Annotated in this window: 23 protein-coding genes, 1 tRNA gene and 2 rRNA genes; 13 read left to right on the top strand and 13 right to left on the bottom strand. The window is 61.0% G+C overall.

Translation table 11 applies throughout. The features are described from left to right. The 3 genes from VMH34_02865 to VMH34_02855 form a co-directional block, all read left to right on the top strand. A 23S ribosomal RNA gene (locus VMH34_02865) occupies positions 1 to 517 on the top strand; the annotation flags it as partial. 116 nt (positions 518 to 633) lie between these two features. After that, positions 634 to 748 (top strand): 5S ribosomal RNA (gene rrf, locus VMH34_02860). Positions 749 to 1,075: 327 nt separating this feature from the next. Continuing rightward, positions 1,076 to 1,276 carry a YdcH family protein gene (locus VMH34_02855; protein ID HTT07713.1) on the top strand — a complete coding sequence of 67 codons (201 nt, stop codon included), beginning with the start codon at positions 1,076 to 1,078 and terminating at the stop codon, positions 1,274 to 1,276. Positions 1,277 to 1,339: 63 nt separating this feature from the next. Here the strand turns inward: VMH34_02855 and VMH34_02850 are convergent, their stop codons facing one another. After that, complete coding sequence (locus tag VMH34_02850; GenBank protein ID HTT07712.1) at positions 1,340 to 2,131, bottom strand: sulfite exporter TauE/SafE family protein; 792 nt, start codon at positions 2,129 to 2,131, stop codon at positions 1,340 to 1,342. 95 nt (positions 2,132 to 2,226) lie between these two features. On the opposite strand from VMH34_02850, the gene cysB reads away from it, so the two are divergent. Then, positions 2,227 to 3,201, top strand: coding sequence for an HTH-type transcriptional regulator CysB (gene cysB, locus VMH34_02845; GenBank protein ID HTT07711.1), 975 nt, complete (start codon positions 2,227 to 2,229; stop codon positions 3,199 to 3,201). Between the two features lie 36 nt (positions 3,202 to 3,237). Here cysB and VMH34_02840 read toward each other — a convergent pair whose 3' ends face one another. The 4 genes from VMH34_02840 to VMH34_02825 form a co-directional block, all read right to left on the bottom strand. After that, positions 3,238 to 3,660, bottom strand: a complete 423-nt coding sequence (locus VMH34_02840; protein ID HTT07710.1) for a hypothetical protein — start codon at positions 3,658 to 3,660, stop codon at positions 3,238 to 3,240. After that, positions 3,629 to 4,366 carry a phosphoadenylyl-sulfate reductase gene (locus VMH34_02835; GenBank protein HTT07709.1) on the bottom strand — a complete coding sequence of 246 codons (738 nt, stop codon included), beginning with the start codon at positions 4,364 to 4,366 and terminating at the stop codon, positions 3,629 to 3,631. Before VMH34_02835 ends, VMH34_02840 begins: the two co-directional genes overlap by 32 nt. Positions 4,367 to 4,515: 149 nt before the next feature. Then, on the bottom strand, positions 4,516 to 5,406 hold the full coding sequence (locus VMH34_02830; GenBank protein HTT07708.1) for an FHA domain-containing protein: 891 nt from the start codon (positions 5,404 to 5,406) through the stop codon (positions 4,516 to 4,518). Between the two features lie 140 nt (positions 5,407 to 5,546). Continuing rightward, entirely contained in the window at positions 5,547 to 6,656 is a 1,110-nt protein-coding gene (locus VMH34_02825) for an aminopeptidase (GenBank protein ID HTT07707.1), read from the bottom strand. A gap of 18 nt (positions 6,657 to 6,674) precedes the next feature. Here VMH34_02825 and VMH34_02820 point away from each other — a divergent pair, with 18 nt between their 5' ends. The 9 genes from VMH34_02820 to VMH34_02780 all read left to right on the top strand — a co-directional run bounded on the left by VMH34_02820 (position 6,675) and on the right by VMH34_02780 (position 14,698). Further along, a complete protein-coding gene (locus VMH34_02820) occupies positions 6,675 to 7,517 on the top strand; it encodes a sulfurtransferase (protein HTT07706.1) in 843 nt (280 codons plus the stop codon). Between the two features lie 72 nt (positions 7,518 to 7,589). Continuing rightward, positions 7,590 to 9,785, top strand: coding sequence for a VWA domain-containing protein (locus tag VMH34_02815; GenBank protein ID HTT07705.1), 2,196 nt, complete (start codon positions 7,590 to 7,592; stop codon positions 9,783 to 9,785). A gap of 38 nt (positions 9,786 to 9,823) precedes the next feature. Then, a complete protein-coding gene (locus VMH34_02810; GenBank protein HTT07704.1) occupies positions 9,824 to 10,813 on the top strand; it encodes a biotin--[acetyl-CoA-carboxylase] ligase in 990 nt (329 codons plus the stop codon). Further along, positions 10,810 to 11,544, top strand: coding sequence for a type III pantothenate kinase (locus tag VMH34_02805; protein HTT07703.1), 735 nt, complete (start codon positions 10,810 to 10,812; stop codon positions 11,542 to 11,544). Before VMH34_02810 ends, VMH34_02805 begins: the two co-directional genes overlap by 4 nt. 1 nt (position 11,545) lies before the next feature. Then, complete coding sequence (locus VMH34_02800) at positions 11,546 to 12,433, top strand: hypothetical protein (protein HTT07702.1); 888 nt, start codon at positions 11,546 to 11,548, stop codon at positions 12,431 to 12,433. A gap of 28 nt (positions 12,434 to 12,461) precedes the next feature. Further along, positions 12,462 to 12,535: transfer RNA gene (locus tag VMH34_02795), tRNA-Thr, on the top strand. A gap of 100 nt (positions 12,536 to 12,635) precedes the next feature. Beyond that, positions 12,636 to 13,589 carry a hypothetical protein gene (locus tag VMH34_02790; GenBank protein HTT07701.1) on the top strand — a complete coding sequence of 318 codons (954 nt, stop codon included), beginning with the start codon at positions 12,636 to 12,638 and terminating at the stop codon, positions 13,587 to 13,589. 11 nt (positions 13,590 to 13,600) lie between these two features. Beyond that, complete coding sequence (locus VMH34_02785) at positions 13,601 to 14,077, top strand: hypothetical protein (GenBank protein ID HTT07700.1); 477 nt, start codon at positions 13,601 to 13,603, stop codon at positions 14,075 to 14,077. Between the two features lie 39 nt (positions 14,078 to 14,116). Further along, positions 14,117 to 14,698, top strand: a complete 582-nt coding sequence (locus tag VMH34_02780) for a DUF882 domain-containing protein (protein ID HTT07699.1) — start codon at positions 14,117 to 14,119, stop codon at positions 14,696 to 14,698. 22 nt (positions 14,699 to 14,720) lie between these two features. Here the strand turns inward: VMH34_02780 and VMH34_02775 are convergent, their stop codons facing one another. The 8 genes from VMH34_02775 to VMH34_02740 form a co-directional block, all read right to left on the bottom strand. Next, positions 14,721 to 16,373, bottom strand: coding sequence for a L,D-transpeptidase family protein (locus VMH34_02775; protein ID HTT07698.1), 1,653 nt, complete (start codon positions 16,371 to 16,373; stop codon positions 14,721 to 14,723). A gap of 4 nt (positions 16,374 to 16,377) precedes the next feature. Next, positions 16,378 to 17,289: a 4-hydroxybenzoate octaprenyltransferase gene (ubiA, locus tag VMH34_02770; protein ID HTT07697.1), complete on the bottom strand. Its 912-nt coding sequence runs from the start codon at positions 17,287 to 17,289 to the stop codon at positions 16,378 to 16,380. Beyond that, on the bottom strand, positions 17,286 to 17,819 hold the full coding sequence (locus VMH34_02765) for a chorismate lyase (GenBank protein HTT07696.1): 534 nt from the start codon (positions 17,817 to 17,819) through the stop codon (positions 17,286 to 17,288). Before VMH34_02765 ends, ubiA begins: the two co-directional genes overlap by 4 nt. Positions 17,820 to 17,963: 144 nt before the next feature. Further along, the gene (recG, locus tag VMH34_02760) at positions 17,964 to 20,096 is read right to left on the bottom strand and encodes an ATP-dependent DNA helicase RecG (GenBank protein ID HTT07695.1); all 2,133 of its coding nucleotides are present in this window, start codon (positions 20,094 to 20,096) and stop codon (positions 17,964 to 17,966) included. A 7-nt stretch (positions 20,097 to 20,103) separates the two neighbouring features. Further along, positions 20,104 to 20,487 (bottom strand): RidA family protein, encoded by a 384-nt coding sequence (locus VMH34_02755; GenBank protein HTT07694.1) that lies wholly within the window; start codon positions 20,485 to 20,487, stop codon positions 20,104 to 20,106. A gap of 68 nt (positions 20,488 to 20,555) precedes the next feature. Next, positions 20,556 to 22,679 (bottom strand): bifunctional (p)ppGpp synthetase/guanosine-3',5'-bis(diphosphate) 3'-pyrophosphohydrolase, encoded by a 2,124-nt coding sequence (locus VMH34_02750; GenBank protein HTT07693.1) that lies wholly within the window; start codon positions 22,677 to 22,679, stop codon positions 20,556 to 20,558. 131 nt (positions 22,680 to 22,810) lie between these two features. Next, complete coding sequence (rpoZ, locus tag VMH34_02745) at positions 22,811 to 23,095, bottom strand: DNA-directed RNA polymerase subunit omega (GenBank protein ID HTT07692.1); 285 nt, start codon at positions 23,093 to 23,095, stop codon at positions 22,811 to 22,813. 44 nt (positions 23,096 to 23,139) lie between these two features. Further along, a partial coding sequence (locus VMH34_02740; GenBank protein ID HTT07691.1) for a hypothetical protein occupies positions 23,140 to 23,379 on the bottom strand: 240 nt, incomplete at its 5' end.

Here is a 23,379-nt window from a genome sequence, read left to right as displayed (position 1 = left end):
AGTGATCCGGTGGTTCTGTATGGAAGGGCCATCGCTCAACGGATAAAAGGTACTCCGGGGATAACAGGCTGATACCGCCCAAGAGTTCATATCGACGGCGGTGTTTGGCACCTCGATGTCGGCTCATCACATCCTGGGGCTGAAGCCGGTCCCAAGGGTTTGGCTGTTCGCCAATTAAAGTGGTACGCGAGCTGGGTTCAGAACGTCGTGAGACAGTTCGGTCCCTATCTACCGTGGGCGCTGGAGACTTGAGAGGAGCTGCTTCTAGTACGAGAGGACCGAAGTGGACGTACCTCTGGTGTTCCGGTTGTCACGCCAGTGGCACAGCCGGGTAGCTATGTACGGACGGGATAAACGCTGAAAGCATCTAAGCGTGAACCCCCCCTCGAGATGAGGTCTCCCCGGGGCTTTAAGCCCCCTGAAGGTCCGCCGAAGACGACGGCGTTGATAGGCTGGGTGTGGAAGTCCGGCAACGGACGGAGCTAACCAGTACTAATTGACCGTGAGACTTGACCATATAACCCCAAGCAGTTTGGGGCGATGATGGTTGCGCGAAACAATATACCCCTTTACGCAACTTCCCATTTTTTTACAGTGCTGCGGCGGAGCATGGCCGCGCACCCAACCGGTTTGCCTGGTGGAGATAGCGAGCGGGAACCACCCGATCCCATCCCGAACTCGGAAGTGAAGACGCTCAGCGCCGATGATAGTGTGGTTTAACCCATGCGAAAGTAGGACACCGCCAGGCGCTTAACAATAAAACTCCGGCAGCGAGAGCTGCCGGAGTTTTTTCTTTTTGCCGGCGAAAAATCTTGGGCGGGCAGGACGTTAATGGCGGATTAAAAATATCATGCAGCTTTTCCCCATTATGCCAATGTATTTTCAGACTTTTCAATTAAATTCAATTTTTGGCTTGAGCAAATCTTTATTGTGGTCTAGGGTTAAAAAAAGGGATTCTTCATTGCCGGGTATTGCCGCATTCCTACCGCTCGCGGCATCCATGCCCGGGTAAACTGATCAACCTGACTTCTTAACGGAAAGGGGGCAGTCGATGTTTGAATTCGATCGGAAAATCGTGGATACCCTGTTAGTCAAAGATCTCAATTTCAGAAGGCTCTACAACAAACACGCGGAACTCAAACGTCAAGTCACCCAGGTCACCTCCGGTAACGGCAACATGGACGACCTGCATTTGGAAACCCTGAAGAAGCAAAAGCTGTTTCTGAAAGACCAAATGGCGGGAATGATAGAAACCTACCGCCGTCTGCACTGTTAGGAAGCCTGGGGAGCAAAAGCCCAACACCGGCCGGGAACGGCCGTTCTGGCCGGGCGGGCGCAATCAGAAGATCGGTGCGGCAAACTTTACGCCAATGAAAAGCAGCATGGTTGCGAGTGCCGGGCGGGTGACGTAGTCCGGAAGCTTTACGCCCAGATTGCTGCCCAGGTATATGCCTGGCAGCGACCCGATCAATAGATTCGCCAGCAGTATGTAGTCCACGGTGCCGAGATGCGCGTGTCCCAGGCCAGCAACGGCGGTGAGCGGCACGGCATGCGCGAGGTCGGTGCCGATGATTTGCTTCGCCGGCAGGCGCGGGTAGAGAAAAAACAGCAACACCACGCCCAGCGCGCCTGCGCCCACGGACGACAACGTCACCAGCACCCCGAGGATGAACCCGCAGCCTACCGTCATGGCGGTTTGATGGCGCTCGTGCAGCGCCCGCATCGGTTCAAACCATGGACCGGCGGTCAGGCGGATGATGGTGTTGCGGCTGAGGATGGCAAACGAGGTCAGGATCAGGGCCACACCCAGCGCGCTGGTGATGAGGCCGCTTGGATCGATGCCGTGCTCACTCAGCTGTTTCAGCGCGAACACGGTGGCAATCGAGGTCGGTACGCTGCCCAGCGCCAGCAGGCCAACGACGGGCCATAATATGGTGCCATTTTTGTTGTGCACAATGATGCCGCTGGCCTTGGTGATGGAGGCATATAGCAGATCGGTGCCGACGGCCAGTGCCGGTTTGATGCCGAACAACAGCACCAGGATGGGTGTCATCAGCGATCCGCCGCCGACACCCGTCATGCCGACGATAAACCCGACTACAAAGCCGGCCGCGCTGTATCCTAAGTCCATGGTTGTGCTTCTCTATGGAGACTGCTCACTATAGTGATGCTGATGTATAATTTAAAAGAATAATAAATTATATGTTTATTACCATATAAACATCTATGAAATTGCAACAACTGCGCTATCTCTGCGAAGTCGCCCGTCGCGATCTCAATGTCTCGGCCGCCGCGGAGAGCCTTTACACCTCCCAGCCTGGTGTCAGCAAGCAAATTCGCCAGTTGGAAGGCGAACTCGGCCTCCACATCTTCACGCGCAGCGGCAAACACCTGACTGAAATCACGCCCGCCGGACGTGACATCATCAAGGCCGCCGAGCGCATCTTGAGCGAAGTTGAAAACATCCAGCGGCTTGCCGATGAGCACACCGGCCACGACCGCGGCAGCCTGTCGATCGCCACCACGCATACCCAGGCGCGCTACGCGCTGCCGCCCGTCATCCAGGCATTCCGCAAAAAATATCCCAACGTCAGCTTGCACATGCACCAGGGCACGCCCATGCAGATTTCCGAACTGGCAGCCAGCCGCGCCGTGGATTTCGCCATTGCCACCGAAGCCCTGGAATTGTTTGATGATCTGGTGATGCTGCCGTGCTACCGCTGGAATCGCTGCATCGTCGTGCCGAAAGGGCACGCGTTGGAGAAGGTGAAACCCCTGACACTGAAGGCCATCGCCGCGTATCCGATTGTGACTTACGTATTCGGCTTCACCGGACGCTCGCAACTCGATCAGGCCTTTGCCGCCAAGGGACTGAAACCGCAGGTGGTCTTCACCGCCACCGATGCAGACGTGATTAAAACCTACGTGCGGTTGGGTCTGGGTGTGGGCATCATCGCCAACATGGCCTACAACAAAAAAGTCGATCAGGATTTGACCGCGCTGGACGCCGGGCACCTGTTCGAGCCGAGCGTGACACGGATCGGCTTCAAACGCGGCGCTGTTCTGCGCGATTACATGTACGACTTCATTGAATTGTTCGCGCCGCACCTGACGCGCGCGCGCGTGGACGAAGCCGCACGCCTAAAAACCCGTATCGAGCAGGACCGCCTGTTCGAGAAGGTAAAATTACCCCGCCATTGAGGAGGGACAACTCTTCCCCTGTTGGGCGGCGAGGATCTAGACGTAGGAAGCCAAATCGGGGTTTTGGTCGAGCAGTTCCCGGTTCTCATCGTGCTCGGAGAACGTCTTGTTCAGAATTTCCTTCGCGAACTTGAAATAAACCGTGTATACGCGCTCGGCTCCATCTTCCGATCTGACGATGAAAAAGGGTGCCTGGGTGACGTTATGTTTTGCCGCCAACAGCATGCCCGGGCTGCCGGCGTCACGTTCGTCAGCGATGACGATTTCATTGATCCGCGTCATCTGGCCGGATTCGATCAGCCGCTGTTCGACTTCCGCGCATTTGCGGCAGGGGGTGCCGTCGGCCTTAATCTTCTTGACGAACGTGATGTGCATGACGCTTATGTCCACCATCCGTATTTTTGCCAGCAAAAGAGGGCGATAGTGGTCAGCCTTTGGCGGAGGAGAGATTGCCGGCATGCAGCCCGCATTCCTTCATGGTCTCCTCCTCCCACCACCAGCGGCCTTCACGCTCATGCTGGTTGGGCAACACGGGCCGTGTGCAGGGTTCGCAGCCAATGCTGATGAAACCCTTCTCATGCAGCGCGTTGTAGGGTACGCCGTTGTCACGGATGTAACGCCAGACTTGCGCGGAGGACCAGTTGGCCAGCGGGTTGAATTTGATCAGCGGCCGATCGGCGGTGCCGAAGGCGCGATCATCCTCGATTACTTCAATTGCCAGCCGGGTACCGGGGCTCTGATCCTTGCGCTGGCCGGTGATCCAGGCGTCAAGCGTGGAAAGCTTGCGTCTGAGCGGCGCCACTTTGCGGACGCCGCAACACTCCTTATGACCGTCCCTGTAGAAGCTATACAGGCCCTTTTCGCGCACGAGTTTTTCAACGGCGGTGGCGTCGGGGAACATGACTTCCAGCGCCGCGCCGTATTTCTCGCGGACCTGCTCCAGCAGTTTGTAGGTTTCAGCATGCAGGCGCCCGGTGTCCAGGGAGAACACTCGGAAGTCTTTCTTGATTTTGCTGGCCATGTCCACCAGCACGATGTCCTCGGCACCGCTGAAGGAAATGGCGATGTTGCCAAAATTTGACAACGCCAGTTTGATGATGTCCTGCGGCGATTTGCCGCGATATTCGTTCGCCAGGCTGGCGACGTCATTGCGTGTAATACCCATGTGCATCCTCTAAGTAATGCGGAATATCCATTAATCCAGCGCGAATAATTATAGAATCACCATCCGCATGGATCGCGCATTGTAAGCGAGTTACGCCGCTGGGCGATAGATCGAAAGGATGTAAAGATAGAACTAATTGAACGGCTGCGTCAGTCGGTGGCAATGTCCAGATAGCGCGGGGGCAGGAAGGTGCCATGGGCCGACAAATCCGTCAGTCGCAGGCTGTCGCCACTCAATTGTTCGATGATGAGGTGCATACGTGAAATGTCGCGCAGCGCCGGCGGCGTCACGACGTTGCACACATTATCCCGGCCGATGATGTTCTTGCCGCTTTGCAACTGATGTTCGCTGCCGACGGCATCGACGAGTACCAGGTTGTTATTGGCGCGCAGTTTGAAGGGATGCTTCGAAAGCAGCAGATTTATGACTTCGCCATGTCTGATCGGTACAAGAACAGGCTCGCCCTTGGGCATGCGCACGAACGACTGCTCCTGTCTCGGCGGCTGCTCCAGCACCACCGAATCGAGGATCACTGTTTCACGCATAGCCGGGGGTTTGAGATTCTCCGCCTTGTCCTCCTCATCCAGTGACGCTGGTTTGCCGGCGACCTGCCGCTTCATGGAATAGGTGTGTTTGATGAGTTCCTGGCGGGCGTTCAGATATTGCATGTATTTCACCAGGGCGATGCGGCGCATTTCATTGTAGTCGCCATTCTTGGTGCGCAGCGAAGTCATGATGTCGCGCCAGTTGTGATCCTGGGAGAATACCTTGACGTCGATGGTGCCGAGCATCTGGCTGATGCTGCCCGGCGATTCCATCGCCTTCGATAAAATATCGACGAACTGCCGCTCGATATTTTTAATATTGCGCGCTTCCTTCTTGAGTTCCTCCGGTGACATCTGCATCAGATCGGAAATCCGGCGTGACGGCACCTCCGTGCGCCCTGCGAGACTGAACTCGAACTCGGCCACGTTGGAGAAATTGACGTTCTGCCCACCGATGAGCAGTGAGATCGGCTTGGAAAACAGTTTGTTTAACATGAGGTAAGTACTGGCTTTTAAAATTCATTATAAACGAGCATTTCGAACTTTGTCTTGAAACCTACACAAAATGTGAAATCCGTTCTACATTCGCTGTCAAAGCGTGCGCCTGATCACAGCCCTCGAACCCGCCATCTGAACTAATTGGCCATTTTACAATGGCTTATACCTGTTCCAGATTGACGCAGCGCCTCCAGACAGGCCGAGCGTTCCTTGGGTGGCAGCCGTCCGACAGTCGCTGCCAGGGCATAAAAGCGGGGCAGATCACCGCGGGCCACCGCCAGCAGCGTCGTGAAGGCCGGGATCAGATCGTGATAGGTCGCCACCGCCATGATTTTGGCATTGTTGAGATCACCGTGCATCCAGTGATCATAGGCATCGTAGCGGCCCTCCCAGCGCTGGCGCAGGACGTCGTAATCGGCGCGCAACGCGTTGAAAATTTCTTTTTTGGCGCGGCGTTTTTCCTCCACCGTCAGCGCCGAGTCATACAGCGTTTCCAGTTCGCCCTTGGTTGCCAGTACCAGATGGATCACCCCGGTTTCGTAAGCCAGTTCAGCATTGCCGTTGGCTGCCATGTGATGGGCGTCCTGCCAGCGCCGCCAGCCTTCCTCCGCCACGGCGGTGGCGAAGGCCTCGTTGAAGGCGCTGTCATCCCTGACATAGAGCTTCTGGTGGGCGAGCTCGTGAAACAGAAATTTCGCCATGTGGGCATCGTCCCACTTGAGCATGGTGTTGAGCACGGGGTCATCAAACCAGCCCAGGGTCGAGTAGGCCACCACGCCGCCGACATGGACATCGTCGCCAGCGCGGCGCAACTCATCGGCGTAGGCGCGAGCATCCGCTTCCTGGAAATAGCCGCGATAGCTCAGACAACCGACCACAAGAAAACACGAACGCACGGGTTGTAGTGACAATTCCGGCGTGGCGAAAACGTTCCAGACCACGTAGGGCCGGTCCAGATCGGCATAAGCGCGGTAACTGTCGTTGTCCGGCAGCGCCAGTGCGGTGACGGCGAACTTACGGAGCACCAGCACCTGCCTGAGCTTCTCTTTGGTTGCCTCGTCCGTGCATGCATCTTGCAGAATTTGCGCAATGGGCCGGCTATGCACCGATACCTCCCACTGGCCGTGCAGCGACTGGGCGTAATAGCCGAGGTTGGCGCAGCCGCTCAGGCCGAGCGTCAGCAGGGCCGTGTTGAGCGATTTCACGAGGTCGCTGTGCATGAAGGTGATGGCGCGTTGCGTTACCATGAATGCAGGGAGCGGAGCATGAGTCCTTATCGCACTTTAATTCAAACGCAGGAGTTGCGGCCACTGCTGGAAAACGATGGCGTGATCGTGATCGACTGTCGTTTTGATCTGGCCGATCTGGAAGCCGGTCGTCGCGCCTACCTCGAAGCGCACATCAAAGGCGCGGTGTATGCGCATCTCGATGAAGATTTGAGCGGCCCCCAATACCCCGGCAGCGGACGGCATCCCCTGCCGTCGCCCAAGCGGCTCGAGAAAATTTTTGGAAAATTCGGCGTCACGGTGGGCCGGCAGGTCGTGGCCTACGATGCCAGTGGCGGCATGGTTGCGGCACGACTGTGGTGGCAGCTGCGTTATATGGGACACGAGGCTGTGGCGGTGCTGGACGGCGGCTGGCCGGCTTGGATCGCAAGCGGTGGCGACACGGCCAGCGGCGAACAACGCAACCCGCCGACGAAATTCGAAGGTCGGCCGCATTTCGAGCGCGTGGTTGAGACAAAACAAGTCTTGGAACAGCGGCGGCTGGTGGACTCGCGCGACCCCGCGCGTTATCGGGGTGAATCGGAACCCATCGATCCGGTGGCCGGTCATATACCCGGAGCGGTTAATTATTTCTGCAAGCGCAACCTGACGGCGGACGGCAGGTTCCTGACGCCGGCTGCCCTGCGCCCCGCACTGAGCGGAGTATTTGGCGCCGTTCCCGCCGCCGAGGTGACGTTTTATTGTGGATCGGGAGTGACCGCCTGCCACAACATACTGGCGACAGTACACGCCGGCTTTCAGGAGCCGCGCTTGTACGCCGGTTCGTGGAGCGAGTGGTGCGCGGATCCGGCGCGGCCGGTCGCCCGCGGCGAGGCGCCGTGATGCAGCCGGCATTGGCGGGGGCGGTGGCAATCGACGATAATACAAAATTAGACGAATCAGGATGAGCCATTTATGCGGCGATATCTGAAGGTTGCCATGTTATTGCTGGGCCTGGTCGCAGCCTCCCCATCCCTCGCCGAGGGGGAGACGCAGGGCGACAAGGCGCCGGCTGCGGCGCAGGGAGAGCAGGCTCCCGCCGGGGCAAGCGCACAAGACGCGACAACTCCCGCCGAAACGCCAGCGGCGGCTCCGGTTGACAAGGAGCCGGCCACCTCGGCTCAAGAAGAGAAAACGACAGCAGCAGCCCCGGAAGCACCGAAGGGAACGGCCAAGGATATCGTCATTGTCTTCGACAATTCCGGCAGCATGCGCAAGAACGATCCCACGCATCTCGCCACCCAGGCGGTCGCTGATCTGGTCAATGGCATGCAGGGCGATACACGCGTGGCCCTGGTCATTTTCGATACCAAGGTCAACAAGGCCATGCCGCTCACGCCGCTGGAGGCGGACGCCAAAACCAAGCTTCAGGAGGCACTCAAGGCCATCAACTACAGGGGCCAGTGGACCAACAGCCCGGATGCCGTCGAACAGACCATCTACGATCTCAAAGTCAACGGCCGCGAAGGTGCGCAGAAAATCATCATCTTCTTTACCGATGGCATTGTGGAAACCGGCCATCCGTCGCAGGATGCCGAGAAGTCACGCTGGCTGCGCGAGGAACTGGCGCAGGAGGCGGCCCGTCTGGGCATCAAGATATACGCCGTGGCGTTCACCGAGCAGGCCGATTATCAATTGATACAGTCGCTCGCCACCAAGACCAGCGGCGAATATTACCGTTCTCTGAAAGCTGAGGATTTGAAGGACGCCTTCGGTCGCATCGCGGGGGAGATCGCCAAGCTCGATCAGCCCAAACCGGTGGAAGCCGCACCGCCTGCGCCTCCGCCGCCCGCGCCCGCTGCCGAGGTCCCTGCGCCCGCACCCGCACCCACCGCACCGGCCGCCGAGCAGCAGGGTTTGAAGGAAATGGAGAAGGCCACCGGCATCCCTAAGGAGCAATTGGAGAAAATGCCGGAGGGCCAGGCGATCATCGTCAAGCCCGCGGAGGAGACGGAGGTCAGTCAGGGTACGCAGGGACTGTTGCTGGCAATCGCCGCGGCGATTGGTGTGCTCTCTCTGGTGGTGATCTTCCTGGTCATCAAGATGCGCAGGCGCGGCGGTCAGGCGGCCACGCCGGTGGAATATGCGCCGCAGGCCTTCCTGCGTGATTTGCAAGGCAACACCAACGCCGAACAGCATGCCCTGGGGCTGAAGCCGGTTATGCTGGGGCGCGTGGCAGGCTCTGACACCGACCACCTCAATTACATCGTCGTCAATCAGACCACCATCGGTCGCCGTCACGCCCTCATCGAGTACAAGGATTTCTCCTATTGGGTGGTGGATCAGGGCAGCATGAACGGCACCTACGTCAACGACCAGCGCGTGACAGGAGAACAGCGGCTGAAGCACGGCGATCGCATCCGTCTGCACAAATACGATTTTGAATTCGTGATGCCGGAGGTGGCCGATGCCGGCAAAACGGTGTTTTCGGCGGCGCCGCCGGATCGGGCCGGACTAACCGGCGCCACCACCGCCTTCACCGCACCGCCGCCTGTTGCCCCGCCTCCCGCGCCTGAAGCAGGCGCGGCCGGCGAGGATGAAACCTTCGATGTCACCGGTGCTGCGTTCGGGACGCCGGCCGCGCCCGCGGAGGATGTTCATGAAGCGGATACCGTGATGCGTGCGCGCAAGGGCGGGGGGGAGGCCACCGCGCCGAAGCAGGATATCCATGAAGCGGATACCGTGATGCGCACCCCGCCAGCGGCCGCCGTGCCGGCGGAAGAGGCGTCCCTTGCCACCTTTCTCAATACTGCGATGATTGAAGAAGCGCCCAGTGCGGCAACGCCCGCGCCCGGCGAAGAGGAATTGTCGCTGGATGATTTCATGGACGACACGGCGTTGAAACAGGAGGCAAGCCCCGCCGCTCCAGCGGCCGCGGAGGATGACATGGATCGCACCCTGATGCCTTCCCAGGTGCCCAGCACCGCATCCAAGTCCGGTGGCGCGCCGGCGGAGGATGATATGGATCGCACCCTGATGCCTTCACAGGTGCCCCCCGTCGCACCCAAACCCGCCACGCCCAAACCCGCCAAAAAGGAAGAGCGTGAATCAGATTCGACGACCATGTTTACCGCCGACGACGCCACCCTGCCACCGCGCCGCCCTCGATGAAGTGATCCACGGTTTTTTTGCGCTCCCGGGGCGATGATGTGTCGCGCGTAGATCGTCGCCCCCTCCTGGTACAGTTGCTGGCCGACGGACAATGGCATTCCGGCGAGCGGCTGGCGCAGCGCCTGCAAATCACGCGCACGGCGGTGTGGCAGCAGGTGCGGGCGCTCTCGGCACTGACCGGCGCCATCAAGGCGGTGCCCGGCCGCGGTTACCGCCTGCACTCGGCAGTGGAGTTGCTTGATCCCCGCCGCATCCGCCGCGCGATCGAACCCGGATTGCGCCCGCTGTTGCGGCGGCTGGATGTGCATTTCATCACCGATTCCACCAATCAACGCCTGCTGGAGCAGGCCGCGCGCGGCCGCGTGCATGGCCATGCGGCGCTGGCGGAATACCAGACGGCGGGGCGCGGGCGACAGGGTCGCGACTGGATTGCGCCGCTGGGTGCCGGTCTGTGTCTGTCGCTGGGCTGGCGTTTCGGGCGGCCCGCCCATGCGCTGGCGGGGCTCAGCCTGGCGGCCGGCGTGACATTGCGGCAGGCGTTGGCGCAGATCGGTGTGAGTGGCCTGCAACTGAAATGGCCCAACGATCTCATGCATGAAAAACGCAAGCTGGCCGGCATCTTGATCGAAATGCGCGGCGAGATGGCGGGCGCCTGCACGGTGGTGCTCGGCGCGGGCGTGAACGTTGCGCTGCCGGACGACGCGGCGGCGCGCATCAAACAGCCCTGCACCGATCTGCACGCGGCGCTCAATGGCGCATTGCCCTCGCGCAACGCACTGGCCGCCCGTATCCTGTCGACGTGGCTGGCGATGCTCGAGGATTATTCCAGCACGGGCTTCGCGGCGTATCACGAGGCATGGCGGCAGGCGGACATGCTGCTGGGGCGTAACATCGCCCTGCGGGGAGTGGAGGGAACGATCCACGGCCGGGCGCTGGAGGTGGCGGAAGACGGGGCATTGGTGGTGGATGTCCTCGGCCGACCACGCCGTTTTTATTCCGGCGAGGTCAGTGTGCAGATGCCGGCATGATTCTGGCGCTGGACATCGGCAACAGCCGAGTGAAATGGGCGTGGAGCGGCAGCGAACCCTCGCCGGACAACGCCCGTTCGTGGACACCACCGACGCTAATCGAGGTTTTGGAACAGGTGAGCGGGTCGGTACCGACGCCGGGAAAAATTTTTGTTTCTAACGTCGCCGGCCCGGCGGTGGAAGAGTCGCTGCACAACTGGGCCGCGACGCGGCATAAGGGCGCGGCCCTGCAGTTTGTGCGCATACAGGCGAACGCCCACGGCATCAAAAACATTTATCCGGAGCTCGGCGTCGATCGTTTTGTCGCATTGGCGGCAGCGCGGCGTCAAACCCGGGATCCGCTGTGCGTGATCGACTGCGGCACGGCGCTGACCATGAGCGTGTTGAACGCCGACGGCAGTTGGGCCGGCGGCACGATCCTGCCGGGGCTGGGATTGATGCGGCGCGCGCTGGCGCAAAACACCCATGCGCTGACGGTGACGGCGGTGGAGACAGGCGAAATCTGGACGCACAGGACGGATGAAGCCATCGCGGCGGGCACGCGCTATGCGGTGCTGGGCGGCATCGAGACCGTATGGCGGCGCTGCCAGGACCGGCTGGGCGGCGCATTGCGTTGCTGGCTGACGGGGGGCGAGGCGCATCTGCTATTGCCGCATCTGACCATGCCGGTGACGCATGATCCATATTTGATTTTGAGGGGTCTGCTCTGGATCGCCGGCGGCCAGATATGAGATGAACTCCAGAACGTTCTGTTTGTTGTTGCTGCTGGCCAACATCGCGCTGTTCGGCTGGCTGTTCAATCAGAATCTTTATCCATCGCAGGAAAGTCCGGGGGAATCCCTGCCCGCAATCCCTGCCGGAGTACCCACCTTGCGTTTGTTGTCGGAATTATCTTCACCGCTGCCCAAACGCGAACTGCCTGGCAAGATGTTGAGTCCGGCGGAAGGCCAGGCGGCGACGGCAATCGCGCCTGCGGCAGAACTTCCGGCTGCGCCGCCGCTTGCCACCGAAAAAACCGGCGAAACTGACGCAACTACGGCGGAGATCAACGTCCCCGCTGCAACAGCGTCGTCGACGCCGCCGCCGGAGTCTGCAGCGCCGGCGCCTGTTGCGACACCGCCAGAAGCACCCCCCGCTGCGCCTGCTTGTTACACCTTGGGGCCGTTTGTGGATGAGGCGCAGCGGGCCCAAGTCAGGCAATCATTGGAGTCACGTTTGCAGAGCGTGCATGAACGCGATGAAGTTCCCGAACCGGACCGTCAGTGGGTCTATCTGGGACCGTATCCCACCAGCGCGGCGGCTGAAAGGGAAGTGGCGGCGCTCAAGGCCAGGGACGTTGAAGACATGTTCGTGGTCAAGCAGGGCGAGAATAAAAACACAATCTCACTCGGCTTGTTCAAGGAAAAAACCTCGGTGACCGAGCGCATCAAGGAAATGAAGGCGCTGGGATACGAGGCGCACGTTGAAGCGCGCCATGAAGCGCCGCCGCGCTACTGGCTGGACGTGGCGGTGAATGCCGCGCAGGTTTCACCGTCCGCCTTGCAGGAGGCCCTGCCAGGCGCGGCGCAGACCAAGGCGCTGGATTGCGCCAAAATTGCCGGGACGGGGGCGGCGCAATAGAATGCGCGCGGGCATGGTCAACCCATTTGCCCCGATAGTTAAATGGCATAACTGCTGATTTGTAATCAGCCGTTCCTGGTTCGATTCCGGGTCGGGGCACCAAAAATATATGCCAGGGTACAGTCAGCAAGGTCGGACGAAGGCAAAATCGCGCCTGTTTTACAGCTCGCGAGACATCGTTCTTGCCGGCCTCTTCTGCTGGGTGTGTACCCTGTCATTTGCCGCGCATGCGGGTGGTTCCAACTACGGGATCACGCCCGGTGCACGCGTCATCGAGGGGAAAGTGTCGGAATGGCCGGTGCCGACCCCGCAGTTCGCGCGCGATCCAACACCGGCGCCCGACGGCAGCATCTACTTCGTCGCCATGGGCGGCGACAAGCTCGGCCATTTCGACCCGAAGACACAGGTGTTCAAAGAATGGGATTTGCCCGAGGGCACGCACCCACACAGCGTGCTGATCGATCCCAACGGCGTGGCGTGGCTCACCGGCAAGGGCAATGGCACCATCGTCGAGTTTCATCCCGATGGCGGCAAGACGGTGGTCCACCACGTACCCTCCGGCGGTGATCCGCATACCGCCGTACTTGATGACAACGGTGTGCTCTGGTTCACCGAACAGGGCGCCGACCGCATTGGCCGTCTCGATCGCAAGACCGGCGCCATCAGCGAATATGAAACCTCCGGCACGCCCTATGGCATCTCGATCGATCACGAGGGCAACGTCTGGTTCTGCCGCATCAGCGGCGACATGTTGGGCAAGCTTGATCCCAGAATCGGCGTCATCAGCGATTTGGCGACGGGCAGGGGCACCAATCCACGACGCATGGCCACCGCCCCCGACGGCACGCTATGGGTGACGCTGTGGGGCAACGGCCGCATCATTCACGTCGATCCGAAGGCGATGAAGGTAATTCGTGAATACCCGTTGCCCGGCGGTCCGGACGGCGGTCCCTATGCCGTCACCATCGATGCCAACGGCAGGGTGTTCGCCAATGAATTCAACGCCGACACCATCGATATTCTCGATCCGGGGACCGACGCGACGCGCACGATCCATGTACCCAAGGGCACCGGCATCCGCAAGATGGTTATCGATCAACGGGGCAGCCTGTGGTATGTGGGCAGCAGCAGCGGCCGGCTCGGCAGGGTTGAGTAAGCGGAGGCGACATGATGAAACGACGAACTTGGCTTGAATTTTTCAGTGCGATCGCGCTGATTGTAACCACGGTGTGCGTTGGAGAGGAACGCGCTACTCGTCCACCTCCACAGATGCTCGCCGTGCAATTTCTCGGCGTGGAGAAAGATTGGCGCAATGCCGGATTCGACGAGGCGGAGGTGCGGCGCCAGATCGAGGAACGCCTCCGGCGGGCCGGCTACCGCCTGATCAGCCCGGATGAAGCCATCCACTTCCCGGAGGCGCGATTCGCGGATTTCGAAGTGCATGTCGACAACGTCCTTTTTTATTATTCATTCCTGGTGTTTCTGAAATTGCGCGCCAAGCAGCCGTTGCCGCAGAATCCGGAGGCCTTCGTGACGCAGGTCCTGTGGTCGGACTGGGAGATCGGCGGCATTGAACTTCATCATCTCGAACGCCTCCAATCACCCATGCTGAAGCTCACGGACGAATTGATACAGGCAAATTAATCGGTATTCACTTCGTAATGGTATTGGTAAAATTGAAAAATGAACGATTCTTCGGATAAAGCATTTCCAGCGTCCACCGCTTTTCACCGCCCGGACCGCCGCCGCTTTTTGGCGGGGCTGGCGGGAGCGCTGTGTGCGCCCGGCCTGTTCACGCCCAGTCTGGCCCGTGCGCGCGAGATGCCGCGCCGCCTGGCGTTTCTGCACACGCATACCGGCGAAAAACTTTCGATCGTCTATGCCGAAAATGGCAGTTATGTGCCGGAAGCACTGACGGCAATCAATCATCTGTTGCGGGATTTTCGCACCGGCGAGATTCATGCCATTGACCTGGCGCTGCTTGACCAGCTCACGGACCTGACGGCGATACTTGGCGCTAACCGCACATATGAAGTGATTTGCGGCTACCGCTGCCCGGCGACCAACGCAATGCTGCGTGAAAACGGCCACGGTGTCGCCAAGGCGAGCCTGCACATGAGCGGTCGCGCCATTGATGTCCGCCTTCCAGGCGTCGCGTTGACGATGCTTCGGGACGCGGCGCTCTCCATGTCGGCGGGCGGCGTGGGCTATTATTCCCAATCCGATTTCGTCCATCTGGACACCGGGCGCGTTCGTCGCTGGTGACGGATTGCCGGCCTGACTGCGGCTATCGCCGCGCGCGTGTGGCAGTGGCCAGTGCTTGTTCCAGTTTGGGATCGTCGTTGTAGATGTCGGGGGCAAACAACACCTGTCCATTGCGTTCGATGACCACCGTACTGTAGAAAATAATGACCGGAATCGGCCGCGAGAGCTGCACCGTCTGATGCTGGCCGCCAGCCATCGTTTCCTCGATTTTCGTCCGGGTCCATTCCGTTTGATCCGAAAGGACGAACTGCGCCAGCCCAATCGCATCGGCGACACGGATGCAGCCGTGGCTGAAGTCGCGCCGCGGACGCTCGAACAGATTGTGGGCAGGCGTGCTGTGCAGATAGATATTCATGGAATTCGGCAGTACGAACTTGATGCCGCCGAGCGCGTTCTTTGGCCCCGGCCGCTGTCGCAGACGCAGTTCGCCGGCAAGCGCTCCCGCAAGGGTGCCATCTGACACCTCGGTGCTTGTCTGCCCATCCCGGCCGACAAATTCAAAATCCTCGCGTGCCAGATAGTCCGGATCACGTTTCAATTTTGGGATTATTTCCTTGCGCAGAATGGACGGCGGAACGTTCCAGTAGGGGCTGAACTCGACATAACGCATGTCCTGCATGAATATTGGCGTGCGCGTATATACCGCGCGGCCCACGACGATATTGGTTTCAAGGTTGGCTTCCCCCGGTCGCTGCGGATCGCTGAACGCCCACAACTTGAATGACGGCACATTGACGGCAATGACCGGACCTGTCTGCAGATCCGGCAGCCAGCGCAGCCGCTCCATCGCGAGTTCAATCTGCCGGACACGGTGTGCCAGCGGTACATTGATCTCGGCGAATGTCGCCTTGCCGAGCACGCCGTCGGCAAGCAGGCCATGGCTTTCCTGGAAGCGTTTTACCGCCCCGGGCAACGCGCCGTCGTAACGATCGGCCGGTGCGGGAACATTGGCCGGCAGATCGCCGATCGCGGTGAGCAGTCGCGCCAGTGCCGCCGCGCCTTCATACGGCTGTCCCGGCACAAGCTTGGTCTTGATCGCAGGCACTGATTGCAGCGAAGTATCCTGTGCCAGCCGGCGATAGGCCACCAGCGTCGCCTTGAGCCGCCGATACAGCGGCAAACGGGGTTCGACGCCAGCGACCATGGCGGCGAGCGCATCTCGGGCTATCGCCTCCCGCAAAACCCGGGCAACGTTGTAATTGTGCTTTGGCGTCACCTCCAGCGCCCAGCCGAGGTCGCGTGGATTGATCTTTCCAGAATGCAGATCAGTCAAATAGCGGAACAATGCGAGCGTCAGGGCCGTATCAATTTCAGCTCGTTCTGCTTCAGGCATCGGCGTTTTGGCGGCGGCGGCAAGGCGGGATTGAAGCCAGGGCACATCATAGTCAGCCGGGTCCAGTCCCTCGGTCTCGGCGTCCGCAAGCAAATCCATCGCCTGGTAAGCCTTCTTGTCCGGGAGGCCCTCGTTGAACCAAGCGGGCGCATACATCGCGGGGTCATAGAATTGCTTCAATTCATTGCGTCGATCGGAAAAATTCTTCCAGCGTAGCGTGGCGATCTCGCCGCTCGCGACAATGGCGCGTATCGCCTCATTGACCTGAGCTGGCGCCGCCGCGCGCGGCGACGCCAGCAACACCATGGCCAGAACCAAACCAGTGGCAGAACGGAATGCCAACTCGTCAACCCCAGCGATAAGCCAGCAGTAATCCCAGAAACACGCACAAACCCAGCCAGTTGTTGTGGCGGAAGGCGCGCAGGCAGTCGTCCGGCTCGCGATCGCGGATCAGGTATTGATGATAGATACCCAGCAGTGTGGCGCCGCCAAGTCCGAAATAGTAATACATGCCCAATTCAGCGCGCTGGCCAATGAAGATAAAGGTGAGGAGCAACATGGCTTGGATGACACCGATAATCACCCGGTCATTTTCCGCAAAAAGTATGGCAGTGGAACGGACGCCGATTTTCAAATCGTCTTCGCGATCGGCCATCGCGTACATCGTGTCATAGATCACTGACCAGAGGATATTGGCGGTGAGCAGCAGCCATGCCAGCGGCGGCAGCGTGTTGGTTTGCGCGGCGAAAGCCATCGGAATCGACCAGCCGAAGGCCAGGCCCAGATGGAATTGCGCCAGATAAGTACGGCGCTTGGCGAGCGGATAGGTGATCGCAAGCCCAAGCGCCGCGATTGCCAGCCACTGCGTGAGACGGTTGAGCGTCAGCACGAGCAACACAGCCACGATCACCAGTCCATAGAATAATGTCATCGCTTCGCGCGGCGTCACCGCGCCCGTCACCAGCGGCCGCTCGCGGGTGCGGCGGACGTGGCTGTCGATGTGCCGATCGGCGTAGTCGTTGATGACGCAGCCGGCCGAGCGCATGACAATGACGCCGAGGGTGAATGCCATCCACAGCCATGGATCGGGGTGGCCCTGTCCCGCGATCAAGAGCGCCCACCATGTCGGCCACAACAGTAAAAAAATACCGATGGGACGGTTGAGCCGCGTCAGCGAGACGTAATGCGGCCATTGTTGCGGCAACCGCGCCTGCAATTCTCGCACCCAGACCCGCAGTTGTTGTACTCGGAATGTCATCCGGCATGCACCAGGTCAAGAAAAATTTCGGTGACCAGCAACGGCTTTCCGTCGAGCAGGAACAGAGACTGCCGCCCGTGATAATGCTCAACCTTGATCATCGCGTGCCGCCGGGCGGCGGCGTGCATGGGATCCGGCGGCTGGACGCGCATCAGTCGCATCGACAGCCGGCGCGCAGCGGGAGTGGTGAATAAAAGATGTCCCAATGGCCGCGCCCCCAGCCGGCGCAGATGGCGGAATCGTCCGGCCAGAGTCACCACGGGCAGTATGGAGCGGGCGTATACCAGCGGCTGGCCACCGCCCCACAGCACCACCTCCCTGATCAAGGCGCGGCGCCCATGCGGGAGTTTCAGCAGGCGGGCCTCGCCCAGTCGCAGGGTTGACCAGCGCATCTCCTGCACCTGCACCGTGAAGTCGCCTTTGACCTCGCGTCTCAGCCGGCGCGTCAGTGAGCCGGGTTCGTACAACGGCCCGCGCCATGACCAGGTGAGACCAACAAACGGACTACGCCGATGACGAAAACCAGACATGCATTCTCCTTTAAATATTTCCGGTACATGGAGGTACCGGCGTTTTTCAGCGGCGATATGCCGCAGAAAAACGGAGGGAAACAAACATCACATTTTCGTTTCCCGAACTCTGAGAAGTCCAGGATGGACTTATTCAGAGGAAATCTATACAGAACCGTAGTGTAGCGCATCGGGTAACCAGCGCTGGATCAAGAGCGGCACGCGATCGGGATGTGCCTCCAGCATCCGCGTGGCGATGCGCTGCGCCTTGGGCACGAGCGCGTGATCGCGGAACAGATCGGCGATATGCATCTGGCTCAGTCCCGTCTGCCGCGTGCCCAGCAGTTCGCCCGGGCCGCGCAACTCCAGGTCGCGCTGCGCCACCACGAAACCGTCGTGCGTCTCGCGCATGCATTGCAGGCGCGCCTGCGCGTCCGCCGACAATGGCTGGTGATACAGCAACACGCAGTCACTCTTGGCCGCGCCGCGGCCCACGCGCCCACGCAGTTGATGCAGTTGGGAGAGGCCCAGCCGCTCGGCGTTCTCAATGACCATCAGGCTGGCATTGGGCACGTCCACGCCGACCTCGATGACCGTCGTGGCGACCAGCAGATCGATGTTTCCCTCCGCGAAGGCGCGCATGACGGCGTCACGATCGTTTTCCTTGAGCCGGCCGTGGATCAGACCCACGCGCGCCTCCGGCAATGCCTGTGAAAGCGCGCTCGCGGTTTCGGTCGCGGCCTCGGATTCGATGATCTCCGATTCATCGATCAGCGGGCAGACCCAGTAAATCTGCCGGCCCTGGCCTATGGCCGTGTGGACACGGGCGACGATCTCGGCGCGACGGTGTTCGGGAATGACCACGGTGTGCACGGGCAGGCGTTGTGGCGGCAGTTCATCCAGCACCGATACGTCCAGATCGGCGTAGGCGGTCATGGCCAGCGTACGCGGGATCGGCGTCGCCGTCATGATGAGTTGATGCGCCGTTTTCTCCGTGCTCTCGTTGTTCCCGGCCTTGCGCGCCAGCGCCAGCCGCTGCTCGACGCCGAAGCGATGCTGCTCATCGACGATGATGAATCCAAGCCGGGCGTAAATCACCTCCTCCTGAAACAGGGCGTGGGTGCCGATGATGAACGCCGGCGATTCATCACGGATGCGATCGAGCATACGGCGCCGCTCGGCGCGCTTCAGGCGGCCGGTGAGCAACAACACCGTCACCCCCAGCGGCGTGAGCCAGCGCTCGAAGTTGCGCTGGTGTTGCTCCGCCAGCAATTCCGTCGGCGCCATCAGCGCAGCCTGGAATCCACACTCGACGGCATTGAGCGCGGCAAGCGCCGCTACCACGGTCTTGCCGGCGCCGACGTCTCCCTGCAACAGCCGCAGCATCGGCTGATCACTTCCCAGATCGTGCTGAATTTCCCCCAGTACCCGCTGTTGGGCGCCCGTCAGCGCGTAGGGCAGGTTCTCGATCATTGTTTTGCGCAATGCCTGATTGCCGTGCATTGCAGGCGCGCGACGCCGGCGCAGGGCCTGCCGCAATGCGCGCAGGCTCAACTGGTGCGCGGTGAGTTCTTCCACCGCCAGCCGCTGTTGGGCCGGGTGCTCGCCGCGTTGCAGGCGGGCGAGGTCCGAGTCGGGCGGCGGTTGATGCAGATATTGGATCGCCTCCATCAACGTGGGCCAATGCTCATCCCGCAACGCCTCCTCCGGCAGCAATTCGATGAAATCCGACGGGGATGCATCGCTACGCAATGATTGCAACACCTGAAGAATGAGCTTGCGCAGGCTGTGCTGGCCCAAGCCCATCGTCGCCGGGTAGATCGGCGTCAGCGTCTCCTCCACGGGCGCGGGCTGGTAGGGATCGAGAAACCGGTACTCGGGATGGATCATTTCCAGACTCTGGGGGCCGGCCCTGATCTCGCCAAAGCATCGCACGGTGGCGCCGCGCTGAAAGCGGGACTGCTGTGCGGCGTTGAAATAAAAAAAGCGCAACAACAGCGCGCCGGTGCCGTCGCTTACCCGCACCAGCAGCATGCGTCGTCGGGCGTAGCGCACCTGCGCCAGATCGACGGTGCCTTGGATGACGGCGTCAGCGCCATCGCGCAGCGTGCCGATGGGGGTGATGCGGGTGCGATCCTGATAGCGCCGCGGCAGGTGCAGCAGCAGATCGCGAACGTGGACGATGCCGAGCAGTCGCAGTTTTTCCGCCAGCTTGGGACCGACACGCGGCAGGTCCGTGACCGGCGCGGCCAAATCCACCGAATTGGATCGTCCGGCGACTCTACGCGGGGTTTGCATCGACCTCTCAGTCGATGACCATGACGGCGTCCATTTCCACCGCCGCGCCGCGCGGCAGTTGCGCCACACCGACGGCGGCCCGCGCCGGATACGGCGGCTTGAAGTACGTCGCCATGACTTCGTTCACCAGCGGGAAATGCGACAGATCGGTGAGGTACACGTTGAGTTTGACCACGTCCGCCAGCGTGCCGCCTGCGGCCTTCGCCACCGCGTCCAGATTCTCGAACACCTGGGTAATCTGCGCGCGCATGTCGCCGGTGTTGAGCTCCGCCTTGCCGGGCAGGAGCGGGATCTGGCCGGAGAGATAAACCGTATGACCGGACTTGATGGCCTGTGAATAGGTGCCGATGGCCTGTGGCGCCTGATCGGTGCTGATGGCGGTTTTGGACATGATGTTTCCTTGTGGGATGTAAGAATGAAATGTGGGCATTGCCGTTTTCGATGCAGCAAGATTTTCTGCTAGCCGTGCGTGCGCTGCACGCGGGTGATGTGCTTGAGGCGGCGTACCGCGCGCAGCACGCGGGCCAGATGCACGCGGTCGCGGACGCTGATCAGGAAGGTCATGCCGACGTATCGATCATCGAGGTCCGACATTTGTATATTTTCAATGTTGGCGCCCTGATCAGCAATCGCACCGGCGATGGTGGCCAGCGCCCCGCGCTGGTTGGTGACGGTCAGGCGGATCTCGGAGAGAAAATCGCGGCCGATGTCGTCCGCCCAGTCCACGTCAATCCATTTCTCCGGCTGGTTGCGGAACTCGGCGATGTTCTTGCAGGTCTGGCGGTGGATGACGATGCCGCGGCCGGCGGTGACATAGCCCAGGATTTCATCTCCGGGTATGGGCAGGCAGCACTTGGGAAAGCTCACGACCATGCCTTCCGTGCCCTTGATGACCAGCGGGGTGGTGGCGTCATGTCCCGCCGCCGGCGCGCCGGCCGTCTCCGCCTGCGCTTGCGGGATTAGTGTGCGCACGACGATGGGCGCCATGCGCTTGGCCAGTCCAATCTCCTCCAGCAGGGCGTCCATGGATTTGAGCTTGGTTTCCTCGAGCAGGTTCTTCAGCAGGGTTTTGTCGACGGTGTCCAGGTTCAGATGGAACGCCTCCAGCTCGCGATTGAGCAGGCGGCGGCCCAGCGTGCGGGCCTCATCGGCCCGCAGGTTTTTGAAGTAATGGCGGATGTGCGAGCGCGCCTTGCCGGTGACGGCGAAGTTGAGCCAGGTCGGGTTCGGGTGGGCGCCTGGTGCGGTGATGATCTCCACGGTCTGCCCGGTGGCCAGCGGCGTACGCAGGGGCATGAGCACGCGGTTGACGCGCGCCCCGACGCAGGTGTTGCCGAGATCGGTGTGCACGGCGTAGGCAAAGTCCACGGCGGTCGCGCCCTTGGGCAGCTCCAGAATGTCGCCCTTGGGCGTGAAGACGTACACCTCGTCGGGGAACAGATCCGTCTTGATGTGCTCCAGGAACTCCTCGGAATTTCCGGCCTGGCGCTGGATTTCCATCATGCCGCGCAGCCATTCGCGGGCGCGTTGTTGCGCGCTGTTGGCGACCTTCTCGCCCGCGCTGCTCTTGTACAGCCAGTGCGCCGCGATGCCGGCCTCGGCCACCTCGTTCATGGCGTGTGTGCGGATCTGCACCTCGATGGGCACGCCGTACGGCCCGAACAGCACGGTGTGCAGCGATTGGTAGCCGTTGGCCTTGGGGATGGCGATGTAGTCCTTGAACTTGTTCGGCACCGGCTTGTAGAGGTTGTGCACGGTGCCGAGCACGCGATAACAGACGTCCACGGTATCGACGAGGATGCGAAAGGCATAGACGTCGTACACCTCCGAGAAGGTCTGCGTCCGCGTGCGCATCTTCTGATAAATGCTGTACAGGTGTTTCTCGCGCCCCAGCACCTCGCAGGCGATTTTTTCCTGGCGCAGCCGCCGCTTCAGCGCCGCCTTGATCTGCTGCACGATCTCCTTGCGGTGACCGCGGATCTTCCGCACTTCGCTGGACAGCACGCGGTAGCGCATCGGATGCAGGGCGGCGAAGCCCAGGTCCTCCAGTTCAAGGCGGATCTGGTTCATGCCCAGCCGCTGGGCGATCGGCGCGTAGATGTCCAGCGTCTCATGGGCGATGGCCCGCCGTTTCTTGGGCGGCAGGGCGCGCAGCGTGCGCATGTTGTGCAGGCGGTCGGCCAGCTTGACGACGATGACGCGCAGGTCGCTGGACATCGCCATCAACATCTTCTGGAAATTGCGCGCCTGCTGCTCGACGTGCGACTCGAATTCCACCTGCGTGAGTTTGGAGAGGCCGTCGACGATCTCGGCGACCTGGGGGCCGAATTCGCGGTTAATCACCGCCTTGTCCACGCCGGTGTCCTCGATGACGTCGTGCAGCATGGCCGCGACCAGGGTCTCGTGATCCATGTGCATGTCGGCGAGGATGATGGCCACCGCGATCGGGTGGTGGATGTAGGGCTCGCCGCTGGCGCGCCGCTGGCCGTCATGGGCGCGCGCGCCGAATTCGTAGGCGCGGATCAGCGACTCAAGCTGCCTGGGTTTGAGATAGACGCGGGCGCGCGCCAGCAGGTCTTGCATCTGCGCGTTGAACGGCGAACGGACGCTGACGGCGACCATGTGCGATGCGACGCGGAATCAGGATCCGCGCCCGGGTTCGACGCGGAACCCGGCGGTGTAAAACGGAGGCGGGAAACTTGGGTGCGCGCGGGTCATTCAGCAGTGGCCGGGTTGGCCACCGCTGGTGCTGGTTCGGCGAACGGATCAATCACCGCCGCCGCGCCGCTTTCACGTGCCGCGATTTCGTCGACTTTTTCGCGGTTGACGACGCCGGCAGCAATTTCGCGCAGGGCGATCACCGTGGACTTGTCGTTGTGGGCTTCGACCAGCGGCTTGGAGCCGAGCACGATTTGACGGGCACGCTTGGCGGCGACCAGGACGAGGTCGAAACGATTCAGCACGTGAGGCAGACAGTCTTCTACAGTAATGCGGGCCATGAAAAACCTCGGCAAAGTCGGTAAGTTCGGATTTGCAGATTTTATCAAACCCCGGCGGTGGGCGCCATGATCGGCGGTAACTGTCCGGTTGCCTGCTGCCGGGCCTGCCGCAGGCGCCGGGCCCGGACGATGGATTGCAGGTCCAGCAGCGCCTGCTCGAAGATCCCGTTGACGATGACGTAGTCGTATTCCGGGTAGTGCGACATCTCCGCGGCCGCCTCCTCGAGGCGGCGCCGGATTGTCTCCGCATCGTCGCTTTCCCTATTGCGCAGGCGGCGTTCCAG

It is taken from the genome of Gammaproteobacteria bacterium (genome assembly GCA_035501935.1).
In the GTDB taxonomy this organism is placed as follows: Bacteria; Pseudomonadota; Gammaproteobacteria; order JAJPIJ01; family JAJPIJ01; genus JAJPIJ01.
The sequence above is the reverse complement of the archived record's forward strand: the minus strand, read 5'-3'. Positions and strand labels throughout refer to the sequence as shown.